This is a genomic window from Streptomyces guryensis, from assembly GCF_021261325.1.
GTDB lineage: Bacteria > Actinomycetota > Actinomycetes > Streptomycetales > Streptomycetaceae > Streptomyces > Streptomyces guryensis.
The window spans coordinates 45,018-71,449 of sequence record NZ_JAJSBI010000014.1 but is presented as its reverse complement, the minus strand read 5'-3'; the positions used below and the strand labels follow the sequence as shown (position 1 = coordinate 71,449).

25 protein-coding genes and 1 pseudogene are annotated in these 26,432 nt (G+C 72.3%); 10 read left to right on the top strand and 16 right to left on the bottom strand.

The genetic code is table 11. The features are described from left to right. Positions 1 to 14: 14 nt before the first annotated feature. A complete protein-coding gene (locus LJ657_RS26445) occupies positions 15 to 1,496 on the bottom strand; it encodes an AlkA N-terminal domain-containing protein (protein ID WP_269786964.1) in 1,482 nt (493 codons plus the stop codon). Between the two features lie 147 nt (positions 1,497 to 1,643). On the opposite strand from LJ657_RS26445, the gene LJ657_RS26440 reads away from it, so the two are divergent. Then, on the top strand, positions 1,644 to 2,789 hold the full coding sequence (locus LJ657_RS26440; RefSeq protein WP_232651379.1) for an MFS transporter: 1,146 nt from the start codon (positions 1,644 to 1,646) through the stop codon (positions 2,787 to 2,789). 494 nt (positions 2,790 to 3,283) lie between these two features. Here LJ657_RS26440 and LJ657_RS26435 read toward each other — a convergent pair whose 3' ends face one another. After that, entirely contained in the window at positions 3,284 to 4,171 is an 888-nt protein-coding gene (locus LJ657_RS26435) for a M56 family metallopeptidase (protein WP_232651245.1), read from the bottom strand. A gap of 95 nt (positions 4,172 to 4,266) precedes the next feature. Continuing rightward, complete coding sequence (locus LJ657_RS26430) at positions 4,267 to 4,650, bottom strand: BlaI/MecI/CopY family transcriptional regulator (RefSeq protein WP_232651244.1); 384 nt, start codon at positions 4,648 to 4,650, stop codon at positions 4,267 to 4,269. Between the two features lie 135 nt (positions 4,651 to 4,785). On the opposite strand from LJ657_RS26430, the gene LJ657_RS26425 reads away from it, so the two are divergent. The 4 genes from LJ657_RS26425 (at position 4,786) to LJ657_RS26410 (ending at position 9,143) form a co-directional block, all read left to right on the top strand. Continuing rightward, positions 4,786 to 6,294: a hypothetical protein gene (locus LJ657_RS26425; RefSeq protein ID WP_232651243.1), complete on the top strand. Its 1,509-nt coding sequence runs from the start codon at positions 4,786 to 4,788 to the stop codon at positions 6,292 to 6,294. A 152-nt stretch (positions 6,295 to 6,446) separates the two neighbouring features. Further along, positions 6,447 to 7,346, top strand: coding sequence for a lysylphosphatidylglycerol synthase transmembrane domain-containing protein (locus tag LJ657_RS26420; RefSeq protein WP_232651378.1), 900 nt, complete (start codon positions 6,447 to 6,449; stop codon positions 7,344 to 7,346). A 46-nt stretch (positions 7,347 to 7,392) separates the two neighbouring features. Further along, a complete protein-coding gene (locus tag LJ657_RS26415; protein ID WP_232651242.1) occupies positions 7,393 to 8,253 on the top strand; it encodes a COG4705 family protein in 861 nt (286 codons plus the stop codon). Next, on the top strand, positions 8,250 to 9,143 hold the full coding sequence (locus LJ657_RS26410) for a COG4705 family protein (protein WP_232651241.1): 894 nt from the start codon (positions 8,250 to 8,252) through the stop codon (positions 9,141 to 9,143). Before LJ657_RS26415 ends, LJ657_RS26410 begins: the two co-directional genes overlap by 4 nt. Here the strand turns inward: LJ657_RS26410 and LJ657_RS26405 are convergent. From LJ657_RS26405 to LJ657_RS26385, 5 genes are all read right to left on the bottom strand, one after another. Continuing rightward, entirely contained in the window at positions 9,124 to 10,551 is a 1,428-nt protein-coding gene (locus LJ657_RS26405) for a sensor histidine kinase (protein WP_232651240.1), read from the bottom strand. The two genes, LJ657_RS26410 and LJ657_RS26405, sit on opposite strands and share 20 nt — an antisense overlap. Further along, positions 10,548 to 11,210 carry a response regulator transcription factor gene (locus LJ657_RS26400; RefSeq protein ID WP_232651239.1) on the bottom strand — a complete coding sequence of 221 codons (663 nt, stop codon included), beginning with the start codon at positions 11,208 to 11,210 and terminating at the stop codon, positions 10,548 to 10,550. The genes LJ657_RS26405 and LJ657_RS26400 overlap by 4 nt, the downstream gene beginning before the upstream one ends. A gap of 46 nt (positions 11,211 to 11,256) precedes the next feature. Beyond that, complete coding sequence (locus LJ657_RS26395; protein WP_232651238.1) at positions 11,257 to 12,339, bottom strand: phosphatase PAP2 family protein; 1,083 nt, start codon at positions 12,337 to 12,339, stop codon at positions 11,257 to 11,259. A 398-nt stretch (positions 12,340 to 12,737) separates the two neighbouring features. Further along, on the bottom strand, positions 12,738 to 13,343 hold the full coding sequence (locus LJ657_RS26390) for a phosphatase PAP2 family protein (RefSeq protein ID WP_232651237.1): 606 nt from the start codon (positions 13,341 to 13,343) through the stop codon (positions 12,738 to 12,740). Beyond that, on the bottom strand, positions 13,340 to 13,984 hold the full coding sequence (locus LJ657_RS26385) for a DedA family protein (protein ID WP_232651377.1): 645 nt from the start codon (positions 13,982 to 13,984) through the stop codon (positions 13,340 to 13,342). The genes LJ657_RS26390 and LJ657_RS26385 overlap by 4 nt, the downstream gene beginning before the upstream one ends. Before the next feature lie 140 nt (positions 13,985 to 14,124). On the opposite strand from LJ657_RS26385, the gene LJ657_RS26380 reads away from it, so the two are divergent. From LJ657_RS26380 to LJ657_RS26370, 3 genes are all read left to right on the top strand, one after another. Beyond that, entirely contained in the window at positions 14,125 to 14,550 is a 426-nt protein-coding gene (locus tag LJ657_RS26380; RefSeq protein WP_232651236.1) for a BlaI/MecI/CopY family transcriptional regulator, read from the top strand. Between the two features lie 79 nt (positions 14,551 to 14,629). Continuing rightward, positions 14,630 to 15,586 carry a M56 family metallopeptidase gene (locus tag LJ657_RS26375; RefSeq protein ID WP_232651235.1) on the top strand — a complete coding sequence of 319 codons (957 nt, stop codon included), beginning with the start codon at positions 14,630 to 14,632 and terminating at the stop codon, positions 15,584 to 15,586. Between the two features lie 229 nt (positions 15,587 to 15,815). Continuing rightward, on the top strand, positions 15,816 to 17,666 hold the full coding sequence (locus LJ657_RS26370; RefSeq protein ID WP_232651234.1) for a M1 family metallopeptidase: 1,851 nt from the start codon (positions 15,816 to 15,818) through the stop codon (positions 17,664 to 17,666). A 303-nt stretch (positions 17,667 to 17,969) separates the two neighbouring features. On the opposite strand, the pseudogene LJ657_RS49510 reads toward LJ657_RS26370, so the two are convergent. Next, a pseudogene (locus LJ657_RS49510) lies at positions 17,970 to 18,212 on the bottom strand (zinc-dependent metalloprotease); the annotation flags it as partial. A 144-nt stretch (positions 18,213 to 18,356) separates the two neighbouring features. Then, positions 18,357 to 19,397 (bottom strand): sigma-70 family RNA polymerase sigma factor, encoded by a 1,041-nt coding sequence (locus tag LJ657_RS26360; RefSeq protein WP_232651233.1) that lies wholly within the window; start codon positions 19,395 to 19,397, stop codon positions 18,357 to 18,359. Between the two features lie 213 nt (positions 19,398 to 19,610). On the opposite strand from LJ657_RS26360, the gene LJ657_RS26355 reads away from it, so the two are divergent. Then, positions 19,611 to 19,910, top strand: coding sequence for a hypothetical protein (locus LJ657_RS26355; RefSeq protein WP_232651232.1), 300 nt, complete (start codon positions 19,611 to 19,613; stop codon positions 19,908 to 19,910). Between the two features lie 75 nt (positions 19,911 to 19,985). Next, complete coding sequence (locus LJ657_RS26350; protein ID WP_232651231.1) at positions 19,986 to 20,594, top strand: dihydrofolate reductase family protein; 609 nt, start codon at positions 19,986 to 19,988, stop codon at positions 20,592 to 20,594. Between the two features lie 44 nt (positions 20,595 to 20,638). Here LJ657_RS26350 and LJ657_RS26345 read toward each other — a convergent pair whose 3' ends face one another. The 6 genes from LJ657_RS26345 to LJ657_RS26320 form a co-directional block, all read right to left on the bottom strand. Further along, on the bottom strand, positions 20,639 to 20,944 hold the full coding sequence (locus tag LJ657_RS26345; protein WP_232651230.1) for a peptidase inhibitor family I36 protein: 306 nt from the start codon (positions 20,942 to 20,944) through the stop codon (positions 20,639 to 20,641). A 139-nt stretch (positions 20,945 to 21,083) separates the two neighbouring features. Then, on the bottom strand, positions 21,084 to 21,344 hold the full coding sequence (locus LJ657_RS26340; protein ID WP_232651229.1) for a hypothetical protein: 261 nt from the start codon (positions 21,342 to 21,344) through the stop codon (positions 21,084 to 21,086). A gap of 7 nt (positions 21,345 to 21,351) precedes the next feature. Then, positions 21,352 to 21,864 (bottom strand): O-acetyl-ADP-ribose deacetylase, encoded by a 513-nt coding sequence (locus LJ657_RS26335; RefSeq protein ID WP_232651228.1) that lies wholly within the window; start codon positions 21,862 to 21,864, stop codon positions 21,352 to 21,354. Next, entirely contained in the window at positions 21,861 to 23,270 is a 1,410-nt protein-coding gene (locus LJ657_RS26330) for a phytoene desaturase family protein (RefSeq protein ID WP_232651227.1), read from the bottom strand. The genes LJ657_RS26335 and LJ657_RS26330 overlap by 4 nt, the downstream gene beginning before the upstream one ends. Before the next feature lie 154 nt (positions 23,271 to 23,424). Continuing rightward, positions 23,425 to 24,270: an inositol monophosphatase family protein gene (locus tag LJ657_RS26325; RefSeq protein WP_232651226.1), complete on the bottom strand. Its 846-nt coding sequence runs from the start codon at positions 24,268 to 24,270 to the stop codon at positions 23,425 to 23,427. A gap of 148 nt (positions 24,271 to 24,418) precedes the next feature. Next, a complete protein-coding gene (locus LJ657_RS26320; RefSeq protein ID WP_232651225.1) occupies positions 24,419 to 26,269 on the bottom strand; it encodes a gamma-glutamyltransferase family protein in 1,851 nt (616 codons plus the stop codon). Between the last annotated feature and the right edge of the window lie 163 nt (positions 26,270 to 26,432).

The window sequence follows — 26,432 nt, the reverse complement described above, 5'->3', positions numbered from 1 at the left end:
CATCGCGAAGGTCCTTACACGGGCAGGAAGTTGATCGGGTGGCTGTCGGTCGCCCACAGGTACTGGACCGCGTACGCCCTCCAGGGACGCCAGGCTGCCGCACGGGCGGTGAGGGCCGCCGGGGTGGAGGGCAGGCCCAGTTCCTGGGCGGCGCGGCGGATGCCGAGGTCGGTGGGGAGGAAGGCGTCGGGGTCGCCGAGGGCGCGCATGGCGATGACGTCAACGGTCCAGGGGCCGAATCCGGGGAGGGCGAGAAGCCGGGTCCGGGTTTCGGGCCAGTCACTCTCCGGGCCCAAGTGAACGGTTCCGTCGGCGAGTTGGCGTACCAGGGTGGTGAAGGTGGTGCGGCGGGTGCGGGGCATGGCCAGGCACTCGGGGTCGAGGTCGGCGAGTGCCTCGGGGGTGGGGAAGAGATGGGTGAGGCCGCCCTCGGGGTCGTCGATCGGGTCACCGTGTGCCGTGACCAGGCGGGCCGCGTGGGTGCGTGCGGCGGCCGTGGAGACCTGCTGGCCGAGGACGGCGCGTACGGCGAACTCCGCCTCGTCGACCGTGCGCGGGACGCGTCGGCCGGGGGCCTTGTCCACCAGCGGCGCGAGCAGCGGGTCCGAGCGTAGCTGGTCGTCGATCGCGACCGGGTCGGCGTCCAGGTCGAGCATCCGGCGGCAGCGGCTGATGGCGACGGGCAGGTCGCGCAGGTCACTGAGGGTGAGGCGGCAGGCGATGTGGTCGGGCTCGGGGGCCAGGGTCGCGATGCCGTGGCCGTACGGGAGACGGAGGGTGCGGCGGTAGGCGCCGTCGCGCCACTCCTCCACGCCGGGTACGGCGGTGGCGGCGAGGTGGCCGAAGAGGTTGTCGGGGTTGAGCGGGGCGCGGAAGGGGAGGCGGAGGCTGAGCGCGCCGGGAGCCGCGGGGGTGTTCTTCTTGGGCAGCCTCGCCCGCAACTCGCTCGGAGAGAGCGCGAAGACCTCGCGCACGGTGTCGTTGAAGGTGCGGATCGAGGAGAAACCGGCGGCGAAGGCGATCTCCGCCATGGGGAGGGCGGTCGTCTCGATCAACAGGCGGGCCGTTTGCGCGCGTTGGGCGCGGGCCAGGGCGAGGGGGCCGGCACCGAGTTCGGCGAGCAGCTGGCGTTCGATCTGCCGGGTGCTGTAGCCGAGGCGGGCGGCGAGGCCGGGGACGCCGTCGCGGTCGACGACGCCGTCGGCGATCAGGCGCATGGCGCGGGCCACGAGGTCGGCGCGCTGGTTCCACTCCGGGGAGCCCGGGCTGGTGTCGGGGCGACAGCGCTTGCAGGCGCGGAATCCGGCCTGCTGGCAGGCGGCGGCGCTCGGGTGGAAGGTCATGTTCTCGGGCTTGGGCGGTACGACCGGGCAGCTGGGCCGGCAATAGATGCGGGTGGTCAGAACCGCCGTGAAGAACCATCCGTCGAAGCGGGCGTCCTTGGACTGGACGGCGCGTACGCAGCGCTCTCGGTCGGTGTGCATCCCGTTCTGCATGCGTCCAGCATCGGCGATGGACGGGCCCGGGGCTGGCGAGAATCCGACATCAAGGTGGTGTGGACTGGTCCGCTCCGGATCACCTTCTCCTCTGCAGTGCAGGTGCTGGGTACGCTGCCCTCCATGGACGGTGGACGGCAGCGACCGATGTGGCCGCTGTACGCGGCGGGATTCACCACCGCCTTCGGCGCGCACGGCATCGCCGCGAACCTCGGGGGTGCCGGAAAGGGCGCGGTCACCTCGCTGCTCGTCCTGGGCGGTCTGCTCGCGCTCTACGACGGGGCGGAGGTCGTGCTGAAGCCGGTGTTCGGGACGGTGGCCGACCGGGTCGGGGCGCGGCCGGTGCTGCTCGGCGGGCTGGTGGCGTTCGCCGCCGCCTCCGCGGTGTACGTCCTCGCGGACAGCCCGGGATGGCTGTGGGCCGCGCGGCTCGGGCAGGGGGCGGCGGCGTCCGCGTTCTCGCCGGCCGCGTCGGCGCTGGTGGCCCGGCTGAATCCCGCGGCCAAGCACGGGCGGGTGTTCGGGAGTTACGGCTTCTACAAGTCCGTCGGTTACACGCTCGGGCCGCTGCTCGGCGGGGTGCTGGTGTGGGCGGGCGGGCTGCGGCTGCTGTTTGCCGTACTTGCGGTGCTCGGTGCCGTCGTCGCGGGGTGGGCGCTGGTCGCCGTACCGGTCGTGGCGCCGCTCCCCCGCGCCCGGCAGACCGTGCTGGATCTGGCGCGGCGACTGACGGACCCGGCGTTTCTCGTGCCGACGGCCGCGCTCGCGGGGGCCACCGCCGCGCTCTCGGCCGGGGTGGGTTTTCTGCCGGTGTCCGGTGCGGTGGCGGGGCTCGGGACGGTGGCGACGGGCGCCGCGGTGTCGGTGCTGGCCGCGTGCGCGGCGGTCGTACAGCCGCGTGCCGGGCGGGCGCTGGACGCGGGGCGGCTCACCGCGGGCGCCGGGCTCACCGCCGGACTGCTGCTCGCCGCGGCCGGCCTGGCCTGCGCGATGCTGCCCGGCCTGACCGGCGTCCTCCTTGCCGCCGCCCTCATCGGCACCGGCACCGGCCTGATCACCCCGCTCGGCTTCGCGACCCTGGCCTCGACGACCCCACCGGAACGGCTCGGACAGACGATGGGCGCGGCGGAACTCGGACGCGAACTGGGCGACGCCGGTGGGCCGTTGCTGGTGGCGGGGGTGGCGGCCGCAGCGACCCTGACGTACGGGTTCGGAGCGTTGGCGGTGGTGTTGGGATGCCTGGCGGTGGGCGTTGTGGCGGGGGTGCGCAGGGGGACGGCCGGGGAGCGCTGAGGCGAGGGTGCGCAGAGGGACCGCCCGGGCGCGCTGAGGCGGGAGCGGGGCCGAACCGGATCACGGGGCTGGCACACGCTGTCCCGCCGGTCGACTCGCACACGCCGTCCATTTCGGGCAGCTCCTGCCCGGTCGACCCCGGGCAGCTCCCGCGCCGTCCGCTCCGGGGAGCTCCCGCCCCGTCCGCTCCTGGCAGCTCCCACCCGGCCCACCTCGGGGGCTCCGACCTTGCCCACCCTGGGAAGCGCCACGCCCGCGTCCGGCCCGGGCAAGCACCCACGCCCACGTCCTGTTCGGGCAAGCACCCATGCCCGCGTGCGGCCCGGACTTGCGCCCACCCTCCGGTCCGGTCCATGGGAGCTCGCGTCCGCCACCGGCCTGGGGTGAGTGCACGCCATCAGCCCGAGGGCGAGTGCCCGCCATCAGCCCCAGGGCGAAGGCCCGCCATCAGCCCGGGGTGACTGCCCGCCATCGGCTCCGGGCAGACCCCCGCCTTACGTCAGCACGCTCCGCAGAAGCTGCAGCAGGTCCCCCGTCGCATCTGCCGCACCGAGTGCGGGCAGGACCCCGAGGGCCAGTACCGCCACGGCGATCGGGCGCAGGTGGGGCGGCGGGGAGATCTGCAGGGCGGCGACGCGGCGGGTGACTGCGCGGTCGGAGAAGTGCAGTGCGCAGCCGGGGCGGTGGGCGACGAGGGCGGCTCGGGCCAGGGCCTGCGCGGTGGTCCGGCGGTCGCCCACGGCCTCTGCGGCGTGTTCGTCGGCCCAGCGCTCCACCAGGTAGGCGACCGTCGTACGCACCGGCGCGAGCAGCGGGTTCGCCGCCGCGGCGAGGGTGACCGCGTGGACGAGCAGGGAGTGGCGGTGGGCGAGGTGGGCGCGCTCGTGGGCGAGCAGGACACGACGCTCGGCGGGGCGCAGCGCGGCGAGCATGGCGGAAGTGACCAGGATCCGGCCCGGGGTGCCGGGCACCGCGAACGCCTGCGCGGTCGGTGAGGCCGCGACGACGAGTTCGGTGCCGTCCGGGTAACCCTCGCACAGACGGCGCAGGGTGCGGCGGGTGGCGCGTTCGGCGCGGACCGCCCGCAGGACCCGCCAGGCGGCGACCGTGAGGAGTGCGAGGGCGGCGACGGCGACGACTTCGGGGACCGGATCGGGCAGCACCCGGCCGTCCTCACGGGCGTCGGCGACGACCGGCGGAGCCTGGCCGACGAGCGTGAGGGTCAGCAGGACCAGCGCCCAGGTGGTGGCGCCCGCGGCGAGCACGGCGGCCGCGGTCAGGGCCCGGGCCGCCGGGGCGGGCGCGAGGCGCAGGCCGACCCGCGGGCTGACGAGGGCGAGCAGCAGGGACAGCAGGAGCGGGGTGTAGACATCGATCCTCATGGCCCGCTCCGCCTCCCTCGCCCGCTGCTGCTCCCGCGCCTCCTGCCGAAGCCGGCCCCCCTCATGAACCCTCTGCCAGTGGTGCCACTGCCCCCTCACGCACCGCTCTCGCGGAGGAGTGAGCGCAGCGCGGCCTCCTCCGCGGGGCTCAGGCCCGTGACGAACTGCTGGAGGGCGGCTATCGGGTCGGGGCCGCGGTCCAGGGCGTGGTGCATGGCCTCGGCCGTCATCTGCGCCGCGTTCTTCGCCGGGCGGTAGGCGCCGCGCCGGCCGTCGGCGTCCCGCAGGACGAGACCCTTGTCGTGCAGTCTCCGCAGGATCGTGTGCACGGTGTTGTAGGCGAGGTCGCCGCCGAGGTCCGTCTGGATCTCGGCCGGGGTGAGCGCCTGGTCCGTCGCCCACAGGGTGGCGAGGACCTCGCTCTCCAGCTCGCCGGGGCTGCGCCGCTCGCCCCTGCCGCGAGGAATCGTGCCTGCCATGGCCACCACCTTACGGTGCGTAGGGTCCGCGGTCACCAAGTCGTACCCGACCCTTACCCGGCCCCGGTTTCGCGCCGACCTACAGCCTGTAGGGTGAGATCAACCCTACAACTTGTAGGGCCGGATGGGTGAACGATGACGAGGACCCCCGACACCGCTCCGACCCGCGCCACCCGGCACGGGCCGCCACCGACCGCCCGGCCGCCGTGGCGCTCTGCGGGCGAATGGTGGCTCGCGGCCGTGGCGGCCGCCTTCACACTGCTCCAACTCGTCCTGGTGCGGCCCGGAATGGGCCTGGGCTGGGACGAGGCGGTGTACGTCAGCCAGGTGAGCTCGCACGCCCCGGCGGCGTTCTTCAGCGCACCGCGCGCCCGTGGCATCACCCTTCTGGTGGCCCCCGTCGCCTCCTGGTCCTCGTCCACCGCACTGCTGCGGGTGTACTTGGCGGTCCTGTCCGGGCTCGGTCTGTACTGGGCCCTGCGAGCCTGGCGGGGACTGTTCCCGGTACGGGTGATCGCGGCCGGCGGTGCCCTGTTCGCGTCGCTGTGGATCACCCTCTTCTACGGCCCGCAGGCCATGCCCAACTACTGGGTGGCCGTGGGCGCGTCGGTCACCGTGGGCTGCTTTCTGCACGCCCGGGCCGACCGTACCCGGCGCGGCGCCCTGTGGGGCGTGGCCGCGGGCGCGGCGCTGATGGCGTGGATGCGGCCCACGGACGCGGTCTGGGTCGCGCTTCCACTGCTCGCGCTCGTCCTGTGCGTCCGCCCGCGGCGCCATCTGCGGCTGCTGCCGGCCCTGGTCGCGGGCCTCGCGGCGGGGGCGACCGAGTGGATCGTCGAGGCGTACGTCGACTACGGCGGCGTCGGCGCCCGACTGGCCGCCGGCTCCCGCATCCAGGGCGGCCTGGGCCTGCACAACGCCGTCACCGACCAGCTCCGCAGCCTCGGCGGGCGGGCGCTGTGCCGCCCGTGCACGGGAGCGATCGCAAGCGCGCCGGTGATCGCCTGGTGGTTCGTCCTGCCGCTGCTCGCAGCCGCCGGGCTGGTGCTCGCCGTGCGGGCCCGCCGTACGGCCGCCACGCTGCTGCCGCTGGCCTGTGCGGTGACCGCGGCCGTGCCCTACCTCTTCCTGATCGGCTATGCCGCACCCCGCTTCCTGCTGCCCGCGTACGCGCTGCTCGCGATCCCGGTGGCGGACGCACTGGCCCGTCTGGTCACCGCGCCGAGCGCGCGATGGCGGACAGTGGCCGTGACGCTGGTGAGCGTGGGGCTCGCGGGCCATCTGGCCGTGCAGTTCACCGTGTTGGAGCGCGCCGTGTCCCGGACCACCGCCGACCACCGGGTCTGGGGCCGTACCGCCACGGACCTGCACCGTCTCGGCGTACGCCCCCCGTGCCTGGTCACCGGGGGCAATTCCGTACCGGTCGCCTTCGCCGCGGGCTGCGCCTCCGCCCACACCGGCGGGCACGACGCCAACACCACCCCCGAGGAACTCACGCGAACCGCCCGCCGAATGCCGGTCGTTCTCCTCACGACACGCCTCGTCCAACCGCCGTCGTACGCCCGCACGTGGCAGCGGCACCGCGTGACGGACGGCTACGCGTACCTGGCTCCCGCCGCCACAGGGAAGCGCGGTCAGGGATGACCACGACCGTCGACGGGGCAGCACGCACGGGCGCCGCCAGCGAAGTCCGGTGCGGTTCGGCAGCGTCCCTCAGGGGCGCGGGGCTGGATCAATGTGCGGCTCCGCCGCGGGGCGCGACCAGCCACAACGGCGCCGCAGACGAAAGACGCCCCATCGCCGCCGTGGCCGCACTCATCCTCACCGCCGGCGCCGCCGCCCTCGCCGCCCGGCACTGGTCCGTCCTCGACTCGGGCGTCGACCGCCTGGCCGCCGCCGACCGGGGCTGGCTGCTGCTGGCAGCCCTGTTCACCCTGCTGACCTGGGCGTGCGCAACGCTCGCACAGCAGGGCGCGGTGCGGGAGCCGCTGCCCGCCGGGCGACTGCTGACGGTGCAGTTCGCGGCGTCCGCGGCGAACCACCTGCTGCCCGCCGGCCTCGGAGCGGGCGCGGTCAACCTGCGGTTCCTGATGCGCTGCGGACTGGCACCCGGCCGGGCGGCCACGGCCCTCGCGGTCAAGTCCACCGCGGGAGCCGTCGTACGGATCGCCCTGATGGCGGTGCTCGCACTGGCCTGCCCCGGCGTGCTGCGGCTGCCGTCGGTCGGCGGACCGAAGCTGCTGGCCGGCGCACTGGTGGCAGCGGCGGCCGTACCCGTGGCCGTCCTCCTCGTGCGCCGGACGCGGCTGCGGCGCGCACTGGCCTGCGCTGCGGCCGACGTACGGGCCGTGCACGAGAACCCTCGGCGCGCGGTGGCCCTGTGGGGCGGCTCGCTGGCGTTCGCGGCCCTGCACACGGGGGTGGTGATCGCCGTCGTCCACGCCCTGGACGTACCGCTGCCCGCCGGGCGAGTCGCGCTCGCCTATCTCGCCGCGAGCAGCGCCGCCGTCCTGCTGCCGACCCCGGGCGGCCTGGGCTCCCTGGACGCCGCGCTCGCCTGGGCGCTGACCACGGCCGGCGCACCGGGCTCGGCGAGTGTGTCGGCCGTGCTCGGCTACCGGTTGCTGACCGTCTGGCTGCCGCTGGTGCCGGGGCTGCTGGTGCTGGCCGGACTGGTCCGTTCGAGAGCCCTGTGACGGCCGGTCAGGATGCTTTCAGGTTTCCGGTGACAGCGTCGGCCGTATGACATCAGATACGTCCGGGACAGCTGAGGCCGCTGCGGCGTATACGCACGGCGCCGCCGCGGCGCCGGCCACCCGTCGCCGATCGCGCCCGCGTCTGAACAAGGTTCCCGAAGTCACCGTATATTTCTGGGTGATCAAGGTGTTGTGCACCACCGTCGGTGAGACGGCGGCCGACCTGCTGAACGACAAGGCCGGCCTGGGCCTGACCGGGGTGTCGGTACTGATGAGCGCGCTGCTCGCGGTGGTGCTGGTCGTCCAGTTCCGTACGAGCGCCTACCGGGCCGGCGTGTACTGGCTCGCCGTCGCCCTGATCAGCGTCGTCGGCACCCTCGTCAGCGACAACCTGACCGACGACATGGGCGTGCCGCTGGAGACCACCACCACGGTGTTCGCGATCCTGCTGGCCGTCGTGTTCGTCGCCTGGTACCGCAGCGAGCGCACCCTGTCCATCCACAGCATCGACACCACGCGCCGGGAGTCCTTCTACTGGCTCGCGGTTCTGTTCACCTTCGCCCTCGGCACGTCGGCCGGCGACCTGGTCGCCGAGCGCATGGACCTGGGCTACTGGGTCTCCGCCGTGCTGTTCGCGCTGGCGATCGCCGCGATCGCCATCGCACGCTTCGCGCTCGGCCTGGACGCAGTATGGAGCTTCTGGATCGCCTACGTCCTGACCCGCCCGCTGGGCGCCTCGGTCGGCGACTACCTCTCCCAGCCCACCGGGGACGGCGGCCTCGGCCTCGGCACCGTGGTGACGAGCGCGCTGTTCCTCACGGTGATCCTCGGCCTGGTCGTCTTCCTGGCGATCACCCGCAAGGACGTCACCGACCCCCTTCAACAAGAGGAGATTGCAACCGCATGACCCGGCAACCCCCCACACAGGCAGCGGAGTCGACGGTCCTGAGCGACCTCGACGCCGCCGCCGGCCGGCGCGATGTACTGAAGAAGCTCCCGGAGGTCACCCTGGCCTTCTGGATCATGAAGATCGCGGCGACCACCCTCGGCGAGACAGCGGGCGACCTCTTCTCGCAGACCCTCAAGCTCGGCTACTTCCTGACCACGGTCGCCCTGTTCCTGGTCTTCGTCGTGACGCTGGTCGTGCAGCTCAGGTCGCGGCGCTACAACCCGTTCTTCTACTGGACCGTCATCCTGTCGACCAGCATGGCCGGCACCACGATGTCCGACTTCATGAACCGCGACGCCAGCACCAAGTACCTTTCGGGCGGTGCCACTTCGCTGGGCTGGGGGCCGCAGGGTCTGGGCCTCGGCTATCCGGCGGGCGCCGCGATCCTGATCTCGATCCTGGTCGTCATCTTCGCCGTGTGGAAGCTGACCGGGATGACGTTCGTCATCCGGGACATCGTCAGCTTCCGCGGGGAGGCGCTGTTCTGGTCGGCGATCCTCGTCTCCAACACGCTCGGCACCTCGATGGGCGACTTCCTCTCCGACAGCTCCGGCCTCGGTTACGCCGGTGGCGCGCTGCTCGTCGGCGGGGTGCTCGCCGTGCTCGTCGCCCTGATGAAGGTGCCAGCGGTGCCGAACGTGCTGCTGTTCTGGTTCGCGTTCGTGCTGACGCGGCCGCTCGGTGCGACGGCGGGTGACTTCCTGACCAAGCCCGTCGCCAAGGGCGGCCTCGACCTCGGCACAGCGGGGTCGTCGGCCGTGCTGCTGGCCGTCCTGGTCGGGCTGATGGGATACGCCCAGGCGCGCGAGCGACGTCCCGCGGACGGCGTCAGCCGGACGGCAGTCTGACCACGAAGCGTGCACCGGGGGTGAGTTCGGGGTCGTAGGAGACCTCGCCCCCCGCGGAGCGGGCCAGGCGCCGTGCCAGCGGCAGCCCCAGGCCCGCTCCGCCGTGTCCGTCGTCCGGGTCGGCGCGGCGGCCGGGCTGGAAGAGCTGCCCGGCGAACGCGGGCGGTACGCCCGGCCCGTCGTCCGTGACACAGATCCGTACACCCCCTCCGTCCCGGTCCGCGCGCAGGATGACGCTCGACTCGGCGTACCGCAGGGCGTTGGCCAGCAACGGGCTGACGATCCGTTCGAGGAGGGCGTCCGGCACGCCCACCTCCAGCCGTCCGTCCATGCCGTCGGCGACACCGGGAACATCGATGGTGACGGTCACATGGCCGGGGGCGTCCGACTGTTCGGCGAGGCGACGCAGGGTGGGCAGGACCGGGGCGGTGCCGGGGGCGGCGGTGGTGGCGTCGTCGCGGGCGCTGGTCAGGAGGGTGTCGCAGATGGTGCGCATCGACTCGGCGGCCTCGGCGATCGTGTCGTGCACGGCCCTGGTCTCGGCCGCGGTGCGGGGGCGTGAGCGGTACCAGTCCAGCTCGGCGACGATCCGGCTGAGCGGGGTGCGCAGCTCGTGCGAGAGCTCGCCGGTCAGCTGCCGCTCGTGCCGCAGCACCGCGCGGATGCGGTCCAGGAGGGCGTCCAACGAGGCGCCCAGGCTGGCGAGTTCGGCCGGGCGGTCCGCGCTGCCGAACCGTTCCTCGGAAGCCACCGCGCTCCACTGGGTCGCCTGGTCGGTCATCGTCCCGACGGGACGCAGCGCGCGCCCCACAGCCAGCCGGGTCAGCGCGTAGGTGCAGGCGAGCATCACGGCGTCGAGGACGAACGAGCCCAGCAGCAGAGTGTCGGCCGAACTCTGGTACGGGGACAGGTCCAGGGCGGTGACGATGGTGGCCGCTTGCTGTCTCCCGCGGACAGGCTCGGAGCACAGACGGACCGGGCTCGATCCGTGACCCGAGGCGGTGACACAGCGCCGTCCGCCCTGACGGGCCAGGCCCTCGGCGACCTGGGTGAGCGGGCCGGCGGAGGGCGGCTGCTCCAGCAGACGCCGGCCGGCGTAGATCCACACGTTCGCGTCCAGGAGCTGGTCGTTGACGGTCTCCAGGACCCGCACCCGGGGGCCGCCGGTGTCGACGGTGGTGGCGACGGCGGCCGCCCGGGTCCGCAGTTCGTCGTCCGCCTGGCGCCGCAGGTGGTGGCGGACCGCCGTGTTGAAGACGACGGTGAGGATCACCATCAGGAGTGCGGCGGTGGTGAGCGCGACCAGGGAGAGTTGCCCGCGCAGGGTGCGGAGGACGAGACGGCGAGGGAGTCCGGCGCCGGGGGTGCGCGGGGCGTCCTGGGCCGGCCGGGGGCGGAGCGCGGTCATGACAGACGGTGTCCGATGCCGCGCGAGGTGCCGATCGTCACGTCGCTGCCTGCCTCACGCAGCTTGCGGCGCAGACGGGTCAGATACTGGTCGAGGGTGTTGTCGCTGACCCTTGCGCCCTCCGGCCAGCCCGCCCGGACGAGTTCGCGACGGCTCACGATCTCGCCGGGGGCCGCCATCAGGAGGGCCAGGAGCCGGAACTCCGTCGGGGTGAGGTCGACGTCGGTTCCGCGGACGGTCAGGCTGTGCCGCAGGCCGTCCAGTACGAGGTCGCCGACTGCGGGGCGGGGCGGGGGTGCGGCGCGTTTGAGTGCCGCCCGCAGCCTGGCGGCGAGCTCCACCAGATGGAAGGGCTTGGGCAGGTAGTCGTCGCCTCCGGCGGAGAAGCCGGACAGCCGGTCGGTCAGGCCCTGCCGTGCGGTCAGAAAGATGACAGGGGCCACGAACCCGTTCGCACGCAACGCCTGACACACGTCCCGCCCGTCCGCATCCGGCAGTCCGACGTCCAGTACGGCCGCCGCCACCTCGTCCCCGGCCAGCCGCAGCGCGGTCGCACCGTCGGCGGCCGGCACAGTGTCGAAGCCCTCGTCCCGCAGGCCGCGCAGCAACACGTCACGCAGGGCGTGATCGTCCTCGACGACCAGGATCTTGGGGGGCATGGTCCTCCATCGGCGGTTGTGTATCGGGCGTCGTGCACCGACGCGGTCACGCGGCGCGCGGTCGGGTGTGGGTCGGACGTGCGGGCGGTGCCCGGTCGGGGGTCGGGCGGACGTGGGGTGGGGGCAGGGGCTCATGGGGAGGGAAGGGCCGGGGGTGGTCAAGAACGCGGGCGAGCGCCGAACGCGGCCGAGCGGGGGTTGGGGCGACGGTGCCCGAAGACGGAGGCGGGCCAGGGGTGGCCGAAGACGAAGGCGGGCCGGAGCTGTCCGAAGGCGGAGACCCGCCGGAAGCCTCCGAAGGGAGGGCCGGGTGGGAAGCATCCGGCGCCGTACCCGGACCGGGCGCCTCGGGTCCACCGGGGCCCGCCGACTCCACGGGCAGCCACCGGGCCAGGCCCCACCACCACAGGCTCAGCCAGGCTGCCGCGAGCAGCCAGCCGCCGATGACGTCGCTCGCCCAGTGCACTCCGAGATACACCCGGGTCACGCCGACCGCGGCCGCCCAGATCACCGCGAGCGTGCAGGTCGTGCGGGCGAGGTCCGCGCGGGCGCGGCGGGTCACCGCCCAGCACAGCAGACCGGCGGTGAGAGCCGAGGTGGTGGCGTGACCGGAGGGGAACGCGAAGCCGGACGCGTGCGTCGCCCAGTCGGCCGGGGCCGGGCGGGCGCGCGCGAAAATTTCCATCAGCCCGGTGCGGACCAGTTGCCCGGCGACCAGCACGACCAGGGCGCCGATGGCGGCCCGAAGCCGCTCGCCCGCGGTGCGCCCCGCGATCACCCCGGCGATCACTACGAGCACGTATGGCCAGGGCCCCGTCCCTGTGGCGGTGATTCCGCGGGCGAGCGCCACCGCCTCCGGGGGCCGGTGTGCGACCCCCCACGTGTGGGCCACCGCGTCCCCTGGCAGGGGAGCGCCGTGTCGCAGGGCCAACGTGGTCGCGAGGCCGGCGAACAGCAGGGCGCAGACGACGGCCGACAGCACCGGCCATGGTCCGGCCTGGCTCACGCTCGGGCCGCGGCCGATCGGGTGGGCACTCGACTCTCCCCCGCCCGGGTAGGCGCTCGACTCTCGTCCGCTCGGGTCCGCGCGCGGCCGCCTGCCAGGGGCGCGCACCTGCGCATCCTCCACTGCCCGCGGCCGCCCTCCTTCGGCCGGTTCCCGCGCTGAACGCCGGTCTCCCCGCGCGGCCTCTCCACCGCGCCCAGCGCCTCCACCGGATCCGGCACCACGCCCGGCCCGCTCGCCACCACCAAACCCGGCAGCACCCCCATCACGCCCAGCACCACTATCAGAGCCGACAGCATCCCCATCGGCCCCGGCATCACGCCCGCCCCGCTCGCCACCACCACCGGACCCGGCACCACTACCGCCGCGCCCAGCACCCCCACCGGACCCGGCGCCCCGCTCCCCGCGCTCGCCAACACCCCCGCCAGCCCCATCAGCACCACCGGGCCCACCAGCCCCAGTCGCACCACCAGGGCCAACCTCGCCCCCGTCCCGCCCGTCCCGGTCCCCGTCCGGCCCCGTCATGAAGCCGTCACCAGTGGCCTGAGCCGAGTGTCGGCCGCGCGACCGACGAGAGGGGCGGCCCGGTCTGCCAGGAGCATGAGGGGCCAGGCGAGGGCCACTCCGAATGCCAGCCCCACGACCACGTCGTGCGGATAGTGCACGCCGATCCAGACCCGGGAGGCGGCCATCAGGACGGCGGCCACGGCAGCGATCCGGCCGAGGCGATGGTGCGCCAGCCACAGCGCGACCGCGGCGGCCCCGGCGATCACCGCATGGTTGCTGGGGAACGACCAGTCGCCCGCCCCCGGGCACGCCTCGACCGTCACGGTGTGCAGCGTCTGGCAGGGTCTGCGCTCGGCGACGGCCGACTTGACCAGCACATCGACCACGTAAGAGACCACCACGACCACAGGTGCCGCCAGTGCCCGGACCATCCGCGCCTCCCCCGCGCTGCGGGCCCGCCACCAGGCGATGAGCATCAGCACGCCGAACAATGCGAGGCCGTAGTCGGACCAGACGGCGATCACGGTGTTCACCGGGTGCGGGGTGTGGCGGGCGAGGCCGGTGATCCAGGTGTAGGCGCTGCCGTCCACCGAGGCTCCGCCGAAGGCGAGGCCGGTCACGAGGATGCCCCCTCGGAGGCACGGCGGGCACGCGCGCGCCGGGCCTCGAGAGCGATCGGGGTGAGCGAGAGGAGAACCACCAGCGCGACCAGCGGCAGCAGGTAGCGGTCGACGTTCGGCACCGAGGAGCCCAGCGCGTAGCCGCCCAGCACCAGACCGACCGTCCACACCAGACCGCCGATCACCTGCCACAGGGTGAAGACGCGCACCGGCACGTCGAGCGCACCGGCCAGCGGGTTCAGCACGGTGCGCACGACCGGCACGAAGCGGGCCAGGACCACCGCCTTGGCGTGCCCGTAGCGCGCGAGCAGTTCCTCGGCCCGCTCCGCGCCCTCGTGCAGCTTCTTCGCACGGCTGCGGGCCAGCAGCGCACGGCCGCCGCGCCGCCCGAGCCAGTACCCCGCCTGGGCACCGAGCAGCGCACCGACCACGGCGGCGACCAGCACCTGCGGAAGCGACAGGTGCACGGATCCATGGACGCCGTGGACGCTCAGCAGCCCGGCTGTGAACAGCAGGGAGTCGCCGGGCAGGAAGAAGCCGACCAACAGGCCGGTCTCCGCGAACATGACGACGGCGATGCCGAGCGCACCGAAGGCGGACAGCAGGGATCCGGCATCCAGGACGTTCACCGCCTGGGCCATGGCGAACTGGGCAGCTGCCACTGAGGCGACCCCTTTCATACTGGGACGTGGACGGAGCGGGCACGGACCCGCACCGAGCGACTACAGTCATGTAGACCGTCTACCGAACTGTAGACGAATGAGAGCCGAGGAGTGTTCCCATGCCCGACGGGCAGATTGACGAGCCGGCCCATGACCCGGTCGACGGGCGCACGGACCGGCGGCCGGCCGGCGAGCTCGAGGCGAGCGTGCTGGCCGCCCTGTGGGCCGCCGACGCACCCCTCACGCCCGGCTCCGTCCAGCTGGAGCTCGGGGGCGGCCTCGCCCGCACGACCGTGACCACGATCCTCACACGCCTGCATGCCAAGGGCGCGGTGACCCGCGCGCGCTCGGGCCGCGGGTACGCGTACGCCCCGGCCCAGGACTCCCCCGGCCTCACGGCCCGCCGTATGCACGCCGAACTCGACAAGGACGAGGACCGCGGCACCGTCCTCGCCCGCTTCGTCTCCGATCTGAGCCCCGAGGACGAACAGCTCCTGCGCACGCTTCTGGAGGGCGAACCGGCAGGCGGTGAGGACAGCGTGTGAACAGCGCCTTACGGATCTTGTTGTCGGCTGCGCCGCGTAGGCTGGTCGACTACGGTCCGGCGGCCCCTGGAGGAATTCCGTGATCTACGCCGTGTGGCTCCCGCTGCTCATGCCGTTCCTCGCCGTGCCCGTGGCCCGGCGTGGCGCCGAGCAGCTGCCGCCACGGGCGGCCGCCTGGGCGCTGACGGCTCTCGCACTGGTCCTCGCCCTCTCCAGTACGGCAGCATTGGGCACGCTCGCCCTGGCCGGTGCATTGCGCCTTCCGTTCGTCGCCCGGGCGGCACATCTCTCCCCGCGGCTGCTGGGCGGCGGCTCGCCCGCCACCGTGCCGGCCGCGACCCTTGCCGCCCTCGCGCTGACCGGTCTCGGCGCCCTGGTGCTTGACCGGACCCGCTGCCACCTGCGCGAACTGCGGACCGCACACCGGCAGTTCCACAGCGGGGCGAGCGCCGGCGATCTCTGTGTGCGGCGCGACGACCGGCCCGAGGCCTACGCCCTGCCCGGGCGGCCCGGCCGCATCGTGGTGACGACCGGAATGCTGCGCGCCCTGAGCGCCGGCGAACGCGAGGTGCTGTTCGCCCACGAGCGCGCCCATCTCACCGGCCGCCACCACGTCTTCCTCGCGGCCACCGAACTCGCCGTCGCGCTGCACCCCGCCCTGCGGGGCCTGCGCGCACCGCTCTCGTACGCCCTGGAGCGCTGGGCCGACGAGTCCGCGGCGCAGGCGACGGGCGACCGCGCGCTCACCGCCCGAGCCGTCGGCCGTGCCGCCCTCGCGGCCCGTGCGGCGGGCTCCTCCGCACGCCCCCGCCTGTCGCTGACGGCCACGGCGGGCCCCGTTCCGCGCCGCGTCACCGCCCTTCTGAACACCCCCGCGCCCGCCGCCCGCCTGCTCCCCGGCTCCCTGGCCTGTCTGCTCCTCGCCTGCGTAGCCGTATCGGCGACGGCGGCGCTGGACGCGGCCACCGATCTGCACGCGGGCATCGAGGTCGCCCAGGGCGAGCAGGGACACGCGGCCTTCGGCGACGGCGACTGACCCCGCGCAGGCTGAAGGCCACGGAGGCACAAGAGCCACGTAGGGCCCCGAAGCACCCGATCACCCCAACCCGCTTCACACCCTTTTCATGGCATGCCCCCGACAAATCTGCCACGCTACAGCGGTCGCACCACCGATCCACGCACCCCACTGCCGTCCGCAGGCGCACCCCAGCCGGCCGGGCGGCACCGAGCAGGCCGGAATCCCGGCCGCCGCAAAGGAGTTTCGCGTGAGAAAGACCCCCCACAGATCCATCGCCGTGCGCGCACTGGCAGTCGCCGCGCTGGCCGCCGTATCCCTGCCCGCCGCCCCTGCCGCAGCGGCGCCGTCCGCCGCGGCAGCCTGCACCCCGGCCCAGGTGGTCACCAACGGCGGCTTCGAGAGCGGCACTTCGCCGTGGACCCAGTCCGCGACGAGCGTCATCACCAGCCGTTCCGGCCAGACCGCCCACGGCGGCACCAGCTACGCCTGGCTGGACGGAACGGGCGGCACGCACACCGACACCCTCACCCAGAGCGTCACGATCCCCTCCGGGTGCAGCACCGCCACCCTGTCCTTCTGGCTCCACATCGACACCGCCGAGACGACCTCGTCCATCGCGTACGACAAGCTGACGGCGAAGATCGGCGGTACCACGCTGGCGACGTACTCGAACCTCGACAAGAACACCGGGTACGTGAAGAAGACGCTCGACGTGTCGGCGTTCGCGGGGCAGACCGTGAGCCTCGCCTTCTCCGGCGCCGAGGACTCCAGTCTGCAGACCAGCTTCGTCCTGGACGACATCGCCCTCGACACCTCCGGGGACAGCACCCCGCCGGCCGACTCCACGCGCACGCCCGCCGCACCCTCGTACACCGTCAGCCTCAGCAGCAACACCAGCGGCACGGTGTGGACCGGCCACGAGAGCGCGACCTTCACCAACGCCTCCTCGACCGCGCTCAGCGAGGTCTATCTGCGGCTGTGGGACAACTACCACGGCACCTGCGACGCCATGCCGATCACGGTCACCAACGTCAGCGGCGGTGCGGCGGGTTCCCTGTCCGTCGGCTGCACGGCCCTGCAGATCACCCTGCCGGCACCCCTGGCGCAGGGCCAGTCCGCCACGATCGGCTTCGACCTGGGCATCACCGTGCCGAGCGGCGCGGACCGGTTCGGCCACGACGGGGCCTTCAACAACATCGGCAACGCGCTGCCCGTCCTCGCGGTCAAGGACGGCTCCGGCTGGCACCTGGACCCGTACACGAACAACGGCGAGTCGTTCTACTCCCTGGCCGCCGACTTCAAGGTGACCCTCGACCACCCGAGCACCCTGCTGGTCCCGGCCACGGGCACCTCGACCGACACCCCCGGCTCCAGCGGCCGTACGGTCACCACCGCGACGGCATCCAAGGTGCGTGACTTCGCCTGGGCGGCGGGGCCGTTCAGCAAGATCTCCGGCACCTCGGCCGCCGGGACCGCGATCAACATCTACTCCGTCTCCGGCATCAGCTCCTCCGACGCCCAGTCGATGCTCTCCGCCGCCAAGTCCGCCGTGGACGCCCATGCGGCACGCTTCGGCGCGTACCCGTACGGCGAGTTGGACGCGGTGATCGACAACAATTACTGGTTCGGTGGCATGGAGTACCCCGGATTCGTCCTCGACCTCGTCAGCACCACCGCACTCACCCACGAGATCGGCCACCAGTGGTGGTACGGCATCGTCGGTGACGACGAGTACAACAGCCCCTGGCTGGACGAGGCGTTCACCGACTACGCCACCGACCTGGCCCTGGGCAAGACCGGCACGAGCTGCTGGAACAGCGTCTCCTGGGCCTCGTCCGCGGAGAAGATCACCAACTCCATGGCCTACTGGGACGCCCACTCGTCCCGCTACTCCACCGTCGTCTACGGCTACGGCAAGTGCGCCCTGCACGATCTGCGGCGCCTGATCGGCGACACGGCGATGACCAAGTTCCTGAAGGACTACGCCACTTCGCACTGGTACGGCGTCTCGACCACTGCCGAGTTCAAGGCCGCCGCGCAGGCCGCCACGACCACGGACCTGACCTCCTTCTGGAGCACGCACCGCATCGACGGCTGACCATCGGAGCGACAGTGCGCATCGGATAGACGACTGACGGCTCAGCGGGCCTGCGCGGCGAACGCCACGTGGGCCCGCTGGTCGTTTCACCCGCACGCTCGACGCGTGAGCGGCGGAGCCTCGGTTGGGCGCCCCCGGCGGCACCCGCGGCGGCGGGTCGAGTCGGACGGAGTCGGGGGCGGCGAGATGGGCCTTGATCAGCTCGGCCCCCTCCTCGTGCTGGTCGCCGCCCTTCTGCCGCAGATCCGCCGCGAGTTCACGCAGGACGGAACGGAGCTCGGACCGGACCGGAGCGAAGGGGGCGAAGACCAAGCCGGCGGCGGTGTCGAAGTACTGAGTGGTCCGCCCGTAGCGGATCGCGGGCGGAGTGAGGGTGTCCAACACCGGTGCGGGCAGGGCAAGTTGCTCTGCGTACATAAGCTCGGCCAGCCGGATCAGCGCCCGCCGCTGGGTGCCGGCGTCGACGGGCACGGCGCCGGCACCTGCCTCGCCCGCCAGGCCGTAGGCGTACCGCACTCCGCCGATCAGCCGGGCGACGGCCGTCACCTCGTGGCGGTGCAGCAGCTGGAGCAGTACGGCCCGTTCCTCCAGCTCACCGCCGGTGCATGCGGCCGGCCGCCCGGCCGGATGACCGTGACCTCAGAGTCACTCAGTGAGCAGACGCCACCCCTTGTCGCCCCCAGAGATCTGTCAATCTGTTTCGGGGAGGGTTCGGGGTAGTCCGAAGCGCGCCATGACGTTGGTGTTGTGGAAGCCGGTGATGGCCGTGATGTGGTCTCCGGCGGTGGTGATGACCAGCAGGGTGTAAGCGCGGTGGACACCGGCGTGAGGGTCTGCCAGGTACAAGCCGAAGGCGGGCTGGCCGTTGGCGCGGGTGGGTACCACGCGGTAGGTGCGGTCGGAGCGGAAGACGACGGCGGCGAAGAGGCGCTGGGCTGATTCGATGCCGCGGTATTCCAGCATGGCCGGGGGCATGGACAGTCTCACGTCGGTGACGAGCAGTTCAATCAGGGCGTCCAGGTCGGCGCGTTCCAGGGCGTCGGTGAACCGGGCGACGAGCCGGTGTTTGGCGGCGGTGTCGGGTTGGGGTGCAGGCCTGCGGCTGCCGGTGCTGCTGGAGTCGGCGAGGTGGGTGTCGACGGTGGCCCGCGCTCGTTTGAGGGCGCTTTGCACTGATTCCTGAGTGGCATCGAGTATCTGGGCGGCTTCGGCGGCGCGGTAGCCCAGGACGTCGCGGAGGACGAGCGCGGCGCGTTGGCGTGGGGGCAGCAGTTGCAGGGCGGTGATGAAGGCCAGGGAGATGGCCTCGGTGCTCTCGTAGCGGGCCTCCGGTCCGGGGCGCTGGTCGACGAGGTGGTCGAGCAGGACGTCCGGGTAAGGCTCCAACCAGGGCGGGGCGTCGCCGGCGCCGGCGGGTTCCGGCAGGGTGGCGTCGGGCGGCGGGGCGGCGATGCGGGGGCGTCGGCTGTCGGCGCGCAACATGCTCAGGCACCGATTGGTCGCGATCTTGTAGAGCCAGGTCCGGAGCGAGGACCGCTGGCCGAAGTCGCCGAGGTTACGCCAGGCGGACACGAGGGTCTCCTGGAGTGCGTCCTCGGCGTCCTGCAGGGATCCCAGGATGCGGTAGCAGTGCACCTGCAACTCATGGGAGTGGCCCTGTACCAGGTCGCGGAACGCGTTGTGGTCGCCGGCCCGGGCCCGGGCGATCAGGTCCGTCGTGTCCATCTCCATTGGCATGCATCCTCGCTTTTCTTCTTTCCACGGGGCGCGTTCGGCTTTCTTCTTTCCACGGGGCGCGTTCGGCGCGCTTACCGATACCGACGCCGCCGGGCACGCGAATCGGGCGGCGTCCGTGCGCCCAGTTCATGGCCGGGCCGGCGTCTACTCGGTTGGAGGTGGTCCCAGTCCGGGGCGCGCCCCGGACACAGAACAGGACAACAGACCATGGCCAAGTACGTTTTCTCCTTCCGCGTGCCCTCCGACTACGCGCCCCACGCCGGGACGACGGCCGAGTGGCGGGCCTGGTTCGGCGAGCTGGGCTCGGCTTTGGTGGAAGTCGGCAACGCGGTGACCGATTACGCCTCGCTCGGCGAGGTCGGCGGCACCGGCTCCCGGATGATCGCCTACTCGGTGGTGTCCGCCGAGGACATGGACTGTGCGCTGGCGCTGGCCAAGGACTGCCCGGTGATGCGGGTCGGCGGCGGGGTCGAGGTCGGCCCCGTGATGAAAGTCGCCGGTTCGTGAGCGACGCCCTGACCTCATCGACGGCGTGCCGTCTGGACCAGTAGTAGCCGACAACATTGTCAGAGGGGTACGGAAATGGGAAAGATCGTCATCAGCTCGAATGTCACACTCGATGGCGTCGTCCAAGACCCGGACGGCGAGGAGGGCTTCGAGCGGGGCGGCTGGTTCCACCAGTACGTGGAGGCCAAGGACCTCGAGGACTGGGTCGCCCGCGAGACGCAGGAAGCGCTGGATGCCGAGGCGCTGCTGCTGGGCGCGCGGAGCAGTGAGTGGTTCGCGGACCGGATGACAACGCGCAATGAAGCGGAAGGCCGCGTGAGCCCGGAGTGGGCGGACAGGATGAGAAGCCTCCCCAAGTACATCGTGACATCGACTCCTGAAGATCCTCAGTGGAGCAACGCCACGGTCCTGGACGGCGATGTGGTGAAGGAGATCTCGGAGCTGAAGCGGAACGTGGATGGGGAGATCCTGGTCTACGGCAGCTACCAGCTCGTGCGCACACTGATAGAACACAACTTGGCTGATGAACTGCGGCTGGCAGTTTTCCCGGTCCTGCTGGGATCTGGCCTGCGTATCTTCGACGAGACCAGCGAGAAGAAGCCGCTACACCTGGTCGACACCCGAAGGTTGGGTGAGGGCCTGGTGTTCTGCACGTACGAATTCGTGCAGGGCCGACAGCTGTAGAACGTGCCGAATGGTCGCCGAAGGGGCCCGGCCCGGACGGGGTCTCAGCGGGTGCAGACGAAACGCTCGTCCTTGAACGAAGTGGCGTCGGAGCTGCTGCCACCGGGACGAATGCTCCAGACAAGGTCGTCCTGGCTCGGATCGAAGAAGTCGGCGTAGACCGACTGATTGTTGCGGTAGGAGCCCACGTTGGTGATCCCGAAGTCGTTGAGGTTCCGGCAGTAGTTGTGCCTCTGCGTCATGTAAGCGATGTCGGTGAAGTTGCGGCCCTTGTACAGGCACAGCCATCCGGCACCGCACGGCTCCGCAGCCGATGCTGTCGGGGCAAGCACCACCCCGCTGGCAGTCATGGCGAGCAGTGTGAGTAAGAGGGCTCGAAGCCGCAACTTCCGCATGGGCTCTCCTGGGTTTGACCTCGCACTTCACGAGGTGCGTGTCCGGGGACGGTTCAGAAGGATGGCAACTGGTCCTACCCAGCGAGAGTCAGGGCTAGTCGAGAATCCTGCACGGGGGTGCGGGGCAGCGGGAATCGTCGACAGTGACCGCGGAGAGGTAGGCGGCCGCGTGGCCGGCGGCGTCGTAGCAGCGCAGGTCGGCAAGGTACGTCAGGGTGGTGTCGCCGTGGTGCACGACCGCCTTCTCCATGGTGCGGACCTTCTGCTGGACGGCCTCGCCGTGCAGGTTCGCGGTGGTCAGCTCGCTGCTGGTGCCGGTCTGCGTGCAGAAGGAGGCGAAGGTATGCCCAACCACGGCGTCCTCAGCCGAGTCGCGTGGCGAACGCCTCGTACGCTCGGTCATCGAAGAGAACGAAGCGTACTTCTTCGACGTCGGTTGGCGTGTTCAGCGCCGTCTCCACGGCAATACGAGCCGCATCGTCCATCGGCCACCGATACACGCCAGTGGAGATCGCCGGGAACGCGACCGTCCGCGCACCCAACTCGTCCGCCACGCGCAGAGACTCCCGGTAACAGGAGGCGAGAAGCGAGGCATCGCCGCCGCCAACCTGCCAGACCGGGCCCACGGTGTGGATCACCCAGCGTGCGTCGAGCTCGCCCGCGGTGGTGGCGACCGCCTGGCCGGTGGGCAGGCCCTTGCCGTACTGCGAGGCGCGGAGTTTGCGGCACTCCTCGAGGATCGCGGGGCCGCCGCGGCGGTGGATGGCGCCGTCGACGCCTCCGCCGCCGAGCAGGGAGGAGTTCGCGGCGTTGACGATCGCGTCGGCGCTCTCACGGGTGATGTCGCCCTTGGCGAGCGTGATGGTGGGCGTCATGTCTGTCTCAGCCTCCTCCAGACGGCCTTCGCGGCGTTGTGCCCGGACATGCCGTGTACCCCCGGCCCCGGCGGGGTGGCCGACGAGCAGATGAAGACGGCCGGGTGGGGGGTGCTGTACGGGGAGAGGGAGAGTTTGGGGCGCAGCATGATCTGGAGACCGCAGACCGCTCCGGAGGCGATGTCGCCACCGATGTAGTTGGCGTTGCGGGCGGCCAGTTCGGGCGGTCCGGCGGTGGCGCGGGCGAGGACGCGGTCGCGGAAACCCGGGGCGAAGCGCTCCAGTTGGCGCTCCATGGCGTCCGTGAGGTCTCCGGTCCAGCCGCTGGGGACGTGGCCGTAGGCCCAGAAGACCTGCTTGCCCTCGGGTGCCCGGGTGGCGTCGACGACACCGGGCTGGACCGTGATCATGAAGGGTTTGTCGGGTGCTCTGCCCTCCCGGGAGGCCGCGCTCAGGGCGGCGCCGATCTCCGTGCTGTTCGCGCCGATCTGCACGGTGCCGGCGACGCGGGCCTCCTCGGCGGTCCACGGCACCGGGCCGTCCAGCGCGTAGTCGACCTTGAAGACTCCGGGGCCGTACTTGTAACCCTCGTAGTAGCGGCCGAAGCCCGCGATGCGCGCCAGGGCGGTGGGTGAGGTGTCGAAGACGTACGCGCGGGCGGGCGGCAGGTCGTCGAGGCGCTTGACCTCGTAGTCCGTGTGGACAAGGCCGCCCAGGTCCTTGAGGTACCCGGTGAGCGCGTCGGAGATGGACTGGGAGCCGCCGCGGGCCACCGGCCAGCCGCGGGCGTGTGCGGCCAGGGCGAAGACCAGGCCGATGGCGCCCGTGGCAAAGCCGTTCAGAGGCGCCATCACATGCGCGACGAGGCCCGCGAACAGGGTCTTCGCCCGCTCGTCCTGGAAGCGGCGGGTCAGCCATGTCGACGGGGGCAGGCCGACCAGGCCGAAGCGGGCGAGGGTCACCGGGTCACGCGGTAGCGCGGTCAGCGGCAGGGACATGAAGTCGCGGGCCAGGGTGTCCCACTTGGGAAGGAAGGGCGCGACCAGTCTGCGGTAGGCGCCCGCGTCCCGTGGGCCGAGGGAGGCGGCCGTCTCGGCGACCGAGCGGGACAGCACGGCGGCGGTGCCGTCGGTGAAGGGGTGCGCCATGGGCAGTTCGGCGTGCAGCCACTCGAGGCCGTAGCGCTCCAGGGGCATGGCGCGGAACGCCGGGGAGTTGATGCCGAGGGGGTGGGCCGCGGAGCACGGGTCGTGCCGGAAACCGGGCAGGGTGAGCTCTTCGGTACGGGCTCCTCCGCCGACGGTGTCACGGGCCTCGAAGACCGCCACGGAGAAACCGCGGCGGGCCAGTTCCACGGCGGCCGTCAGTCCGTTCGGCCCCGCACCCACCACGACAGCATCGAGCATCGACGGCACCTTCGGACCCCTTCGTCAGCCGATGGCCTCTGAGGATCAGGATATGCCGGGGCGCTGACAGTCTCCGGCGGAGGGTGGTCCACGCCGGTCAGGCCCCGGAATCGGGTTGACCAGGGGCGTGGATCGCCCTGAGCAGGCATCTGGATCAGGGCGTGCCCGACAGCAGCCCGTGCACCCGGCGGGCCGTCTCCGCATCGCGGGCGGCCGTGAACGGCAGGACGTTGTTGCCCGTGATGCGGAAGGGCTCTCCGCTGAGCGTGAGGTGGGCGCCGCCCGCCTCCTCGACCAGCAGGATTCCCGCCGCGTGGTCCCACGCGGCCTCCCAGGAGAAGGCGACGGCGTCCAACTCACCGCGGGCTATGGCGAGATACTCCAGGCCGGCCGAGCCACAGGAACGGAACGCGACACCGTCGGTCCGCAGGCCGAGCAGGGCGCGCTTCTGCTCGTCGGTCGTGTAGTCCGGGTGGGAGGTGGCCACTTGGAGGTCCCCGCCGGGGACGGGCGAACCCGCGGACAGCCGCTCGCCGTCGAGGAAGGCGCCCTGGCCCCTTACAGCTGTGGCCAGTTGGTCGTGTACGGGTGCGTAGGTCCAGGAGGCGAGCAGAACTCCGCGGTGCGCGAGGGCCACCAGCGTGCAGAATCCGGCTTCGCCGCGCACGAACTGGCGTGTCCCGTCGACCGGGTCGACTATCCAGACCGGGGCGTCCCCCTGTATCGCCTCGTATGTCACCGGGTCGGCGTGCACGGCCTCCTCGCCGACCACGACGGAACCGGGCAGGAGAGTGCCGAGGGCGTCCGTGAGGTACTGCTCGGCGAGGCGGTCGGCGTCGGTCACCAGGTCGTGCGGGCCGGCCTTCTGGTCGACCTCGTGCGCGGCGAGCCGGCGGAAGCGGGGCATGATCTCGACCGCGGCGGCCTTGCGGACCGCCGCCTCCACGTCGGCCGAGTGGCGGGCGAGAAACTCGTCGATGGTTTCCTTCTCTTCGATCATGGCTCCATGAGAGCACGCGCCACTGACAATCCCCGCCCTCCCGGTGGAGCCCCGGTGGAATCGGCGTGAACTCGGCTGCTCGATCGGCGGGCCCGGTGTGCCCGGTCAGCGGCCCGGTGTGCCCGGTCAGCGGGCCCGGTGGCTTCGGTCAGCGACCGACCGCGTACCCCTGCACGCCCCGCGGGTTCGCGGCTGCCGACAGGACGCCCGTCTCCGGAACCCGGGCCACCGCGCACAGCCGGCCTTCCGACCAGGGGTCACCGAGGGTCACGTCGTGTCCGCGGCGCCGCAGCTCCTCGACAACAGCGGGGTCCATGCGGGACTCGACCGTCACGCTTCCCGGCCGCATGCCGCGCGGGTAGAACGAGCCCGGGAAGCTGTCGTTGTGCCAGTTCGGGGCATCGATCGCACCTTGCAGGTCGAGACCCCCACGGACCTGCGCGCGCAAAGCGACGGCCAGGAAGAAGTGCAGCTGCCACTGGTCCTGCTGGTCCCCGCCGGGCGTGCCGAACGCCATGACCGGGACGCCGTCCCGCAGGGCGATGGAGGGCGTGAGGGTGGTGCGCGGCCGGCGCCCGGGCGTCAGCGAGTTCGGCAGGCCCTCCTCCAGCCAGGTCATCTGCAGCCGGGTGCCGAGCGGGAAGCCCAGCTCGGGCACGACGGGGTTGGACTGCAGCCAGCCGCCGCTGGGCGTGGCCGCGACCAGGTTGCCCCAGCGGTCGACGACGTCGAGGTGGCAGGTGTCGCCGCGGGTGGCGCCATCGGCGCGCACCTCGGGATCATTGGCACGCGCCCGTGGCTCACCCGGCACCGGGGACGTGGTCGGCTTGGCGACCGTGGGCTCTCCTGCGCCCATGGGGTCGAACCCCGGGTCCTCGGTGACGACCACGCGCGCGTGCCCGCTCAGCCGCGGGGTCCGCCCGCCGGGGCTGCCGGGACGCAGTTCGTACGAGGCCTTGTCGCCGATGAGATCGCGCCGGGCGGCGTTGTAGTCGGCGGAGAGCAGTTGCCCCAAGGGCACCTCGGCCGCGTCCCCGTACCAGGCCTCCCGGTCGGCCATGGCGAGCTTGCAGCCCTCGATCAGCCGGTGGACGTAGTCGGCGGACCCGTACTCGGGCAGCTCGGGCGGGAGCAGGGCGAGCTGCTGGAGGAAGGCCGGGCCCTGGCTCCACGGGCCGGCCTTGCACAGGGTCCAGCCGTTCCAGTCGTACGTCGCCGGGGTCTCGTAGGTCGCGGACCAGCCGGCGAGGTCGGCGGCCGTGAGGGTGCCTTTGTGCCGCTCCCCGCTGGTGTCCATGGTGGGCCGCCGGGCCTGCCGTATCAGGGCCTCGGCTATGAACCCGGAGCGCCAGACCTCCCGTGCCGCTTCGATCTGCGCGACCCGGTCCCCCGCACCGGCGACCTCGGCGAGCAGTCGCTTCCAGGTGGCGGCGAGGGCGGGGTTGCGCAGCAGCTCACCAGGGCGCGGGGCCTTGCCGCCCGGCAGGTAGAGATCCGCCGACGAGGTCCACTCCGTCTCGAACAGCCGCCGTACCGACTCGACGGTCGCGCCGACGTTCTCCACGGGCGCGTGCCCGTGCTCGGCGTACGCGACGGCGTACTTGAGGACGTCGGCGAGGGGCTTGGTGCCGTGGTCGCGCAGCAGGAGCATCCAGGCGTCGAACGCGCCGGGCACGGCGGCGGCGAGCGGCCCGGTGCCGGGGACGAGCTCCAGCCCGAGTGCCCGGTAGTGGGCGACCGTCGCTCCGGTGGGCGCGACGCCCTGCCCGCACAGCACCCGCACCTCGCCGCCCGCCGGGGCGAGCAGGATCGGTACCTCGCCGGCCGGCCCGTTGAGGTGCGGTTCGACGACGTGCAGCACGAACGCTCCCGCCACGGCCGCGTCGTACGCGTTGCCGCCGTCCTCCAGCACGGCCATCGCCGACTGCGAGGCCAGCCAGTGGGTGGAGGACACCATGCCGAAGGTGCCCTGAAGAGTGGGACGAGTGGTGAAATGCATCTCTGACCTCGTTGTCTGCGGGCATGGGCCGACCCCATCCAATCCCAGACGAAACCCGGGGAGGAAGAGCACGCGAGGCTCACCGCGCATCCGCGGGCGTCCGGAACCCGGGCTGATCGCTGCGAACCGTTTCCGGTTGCCGACCACCAAGCCCCGGGTTGCA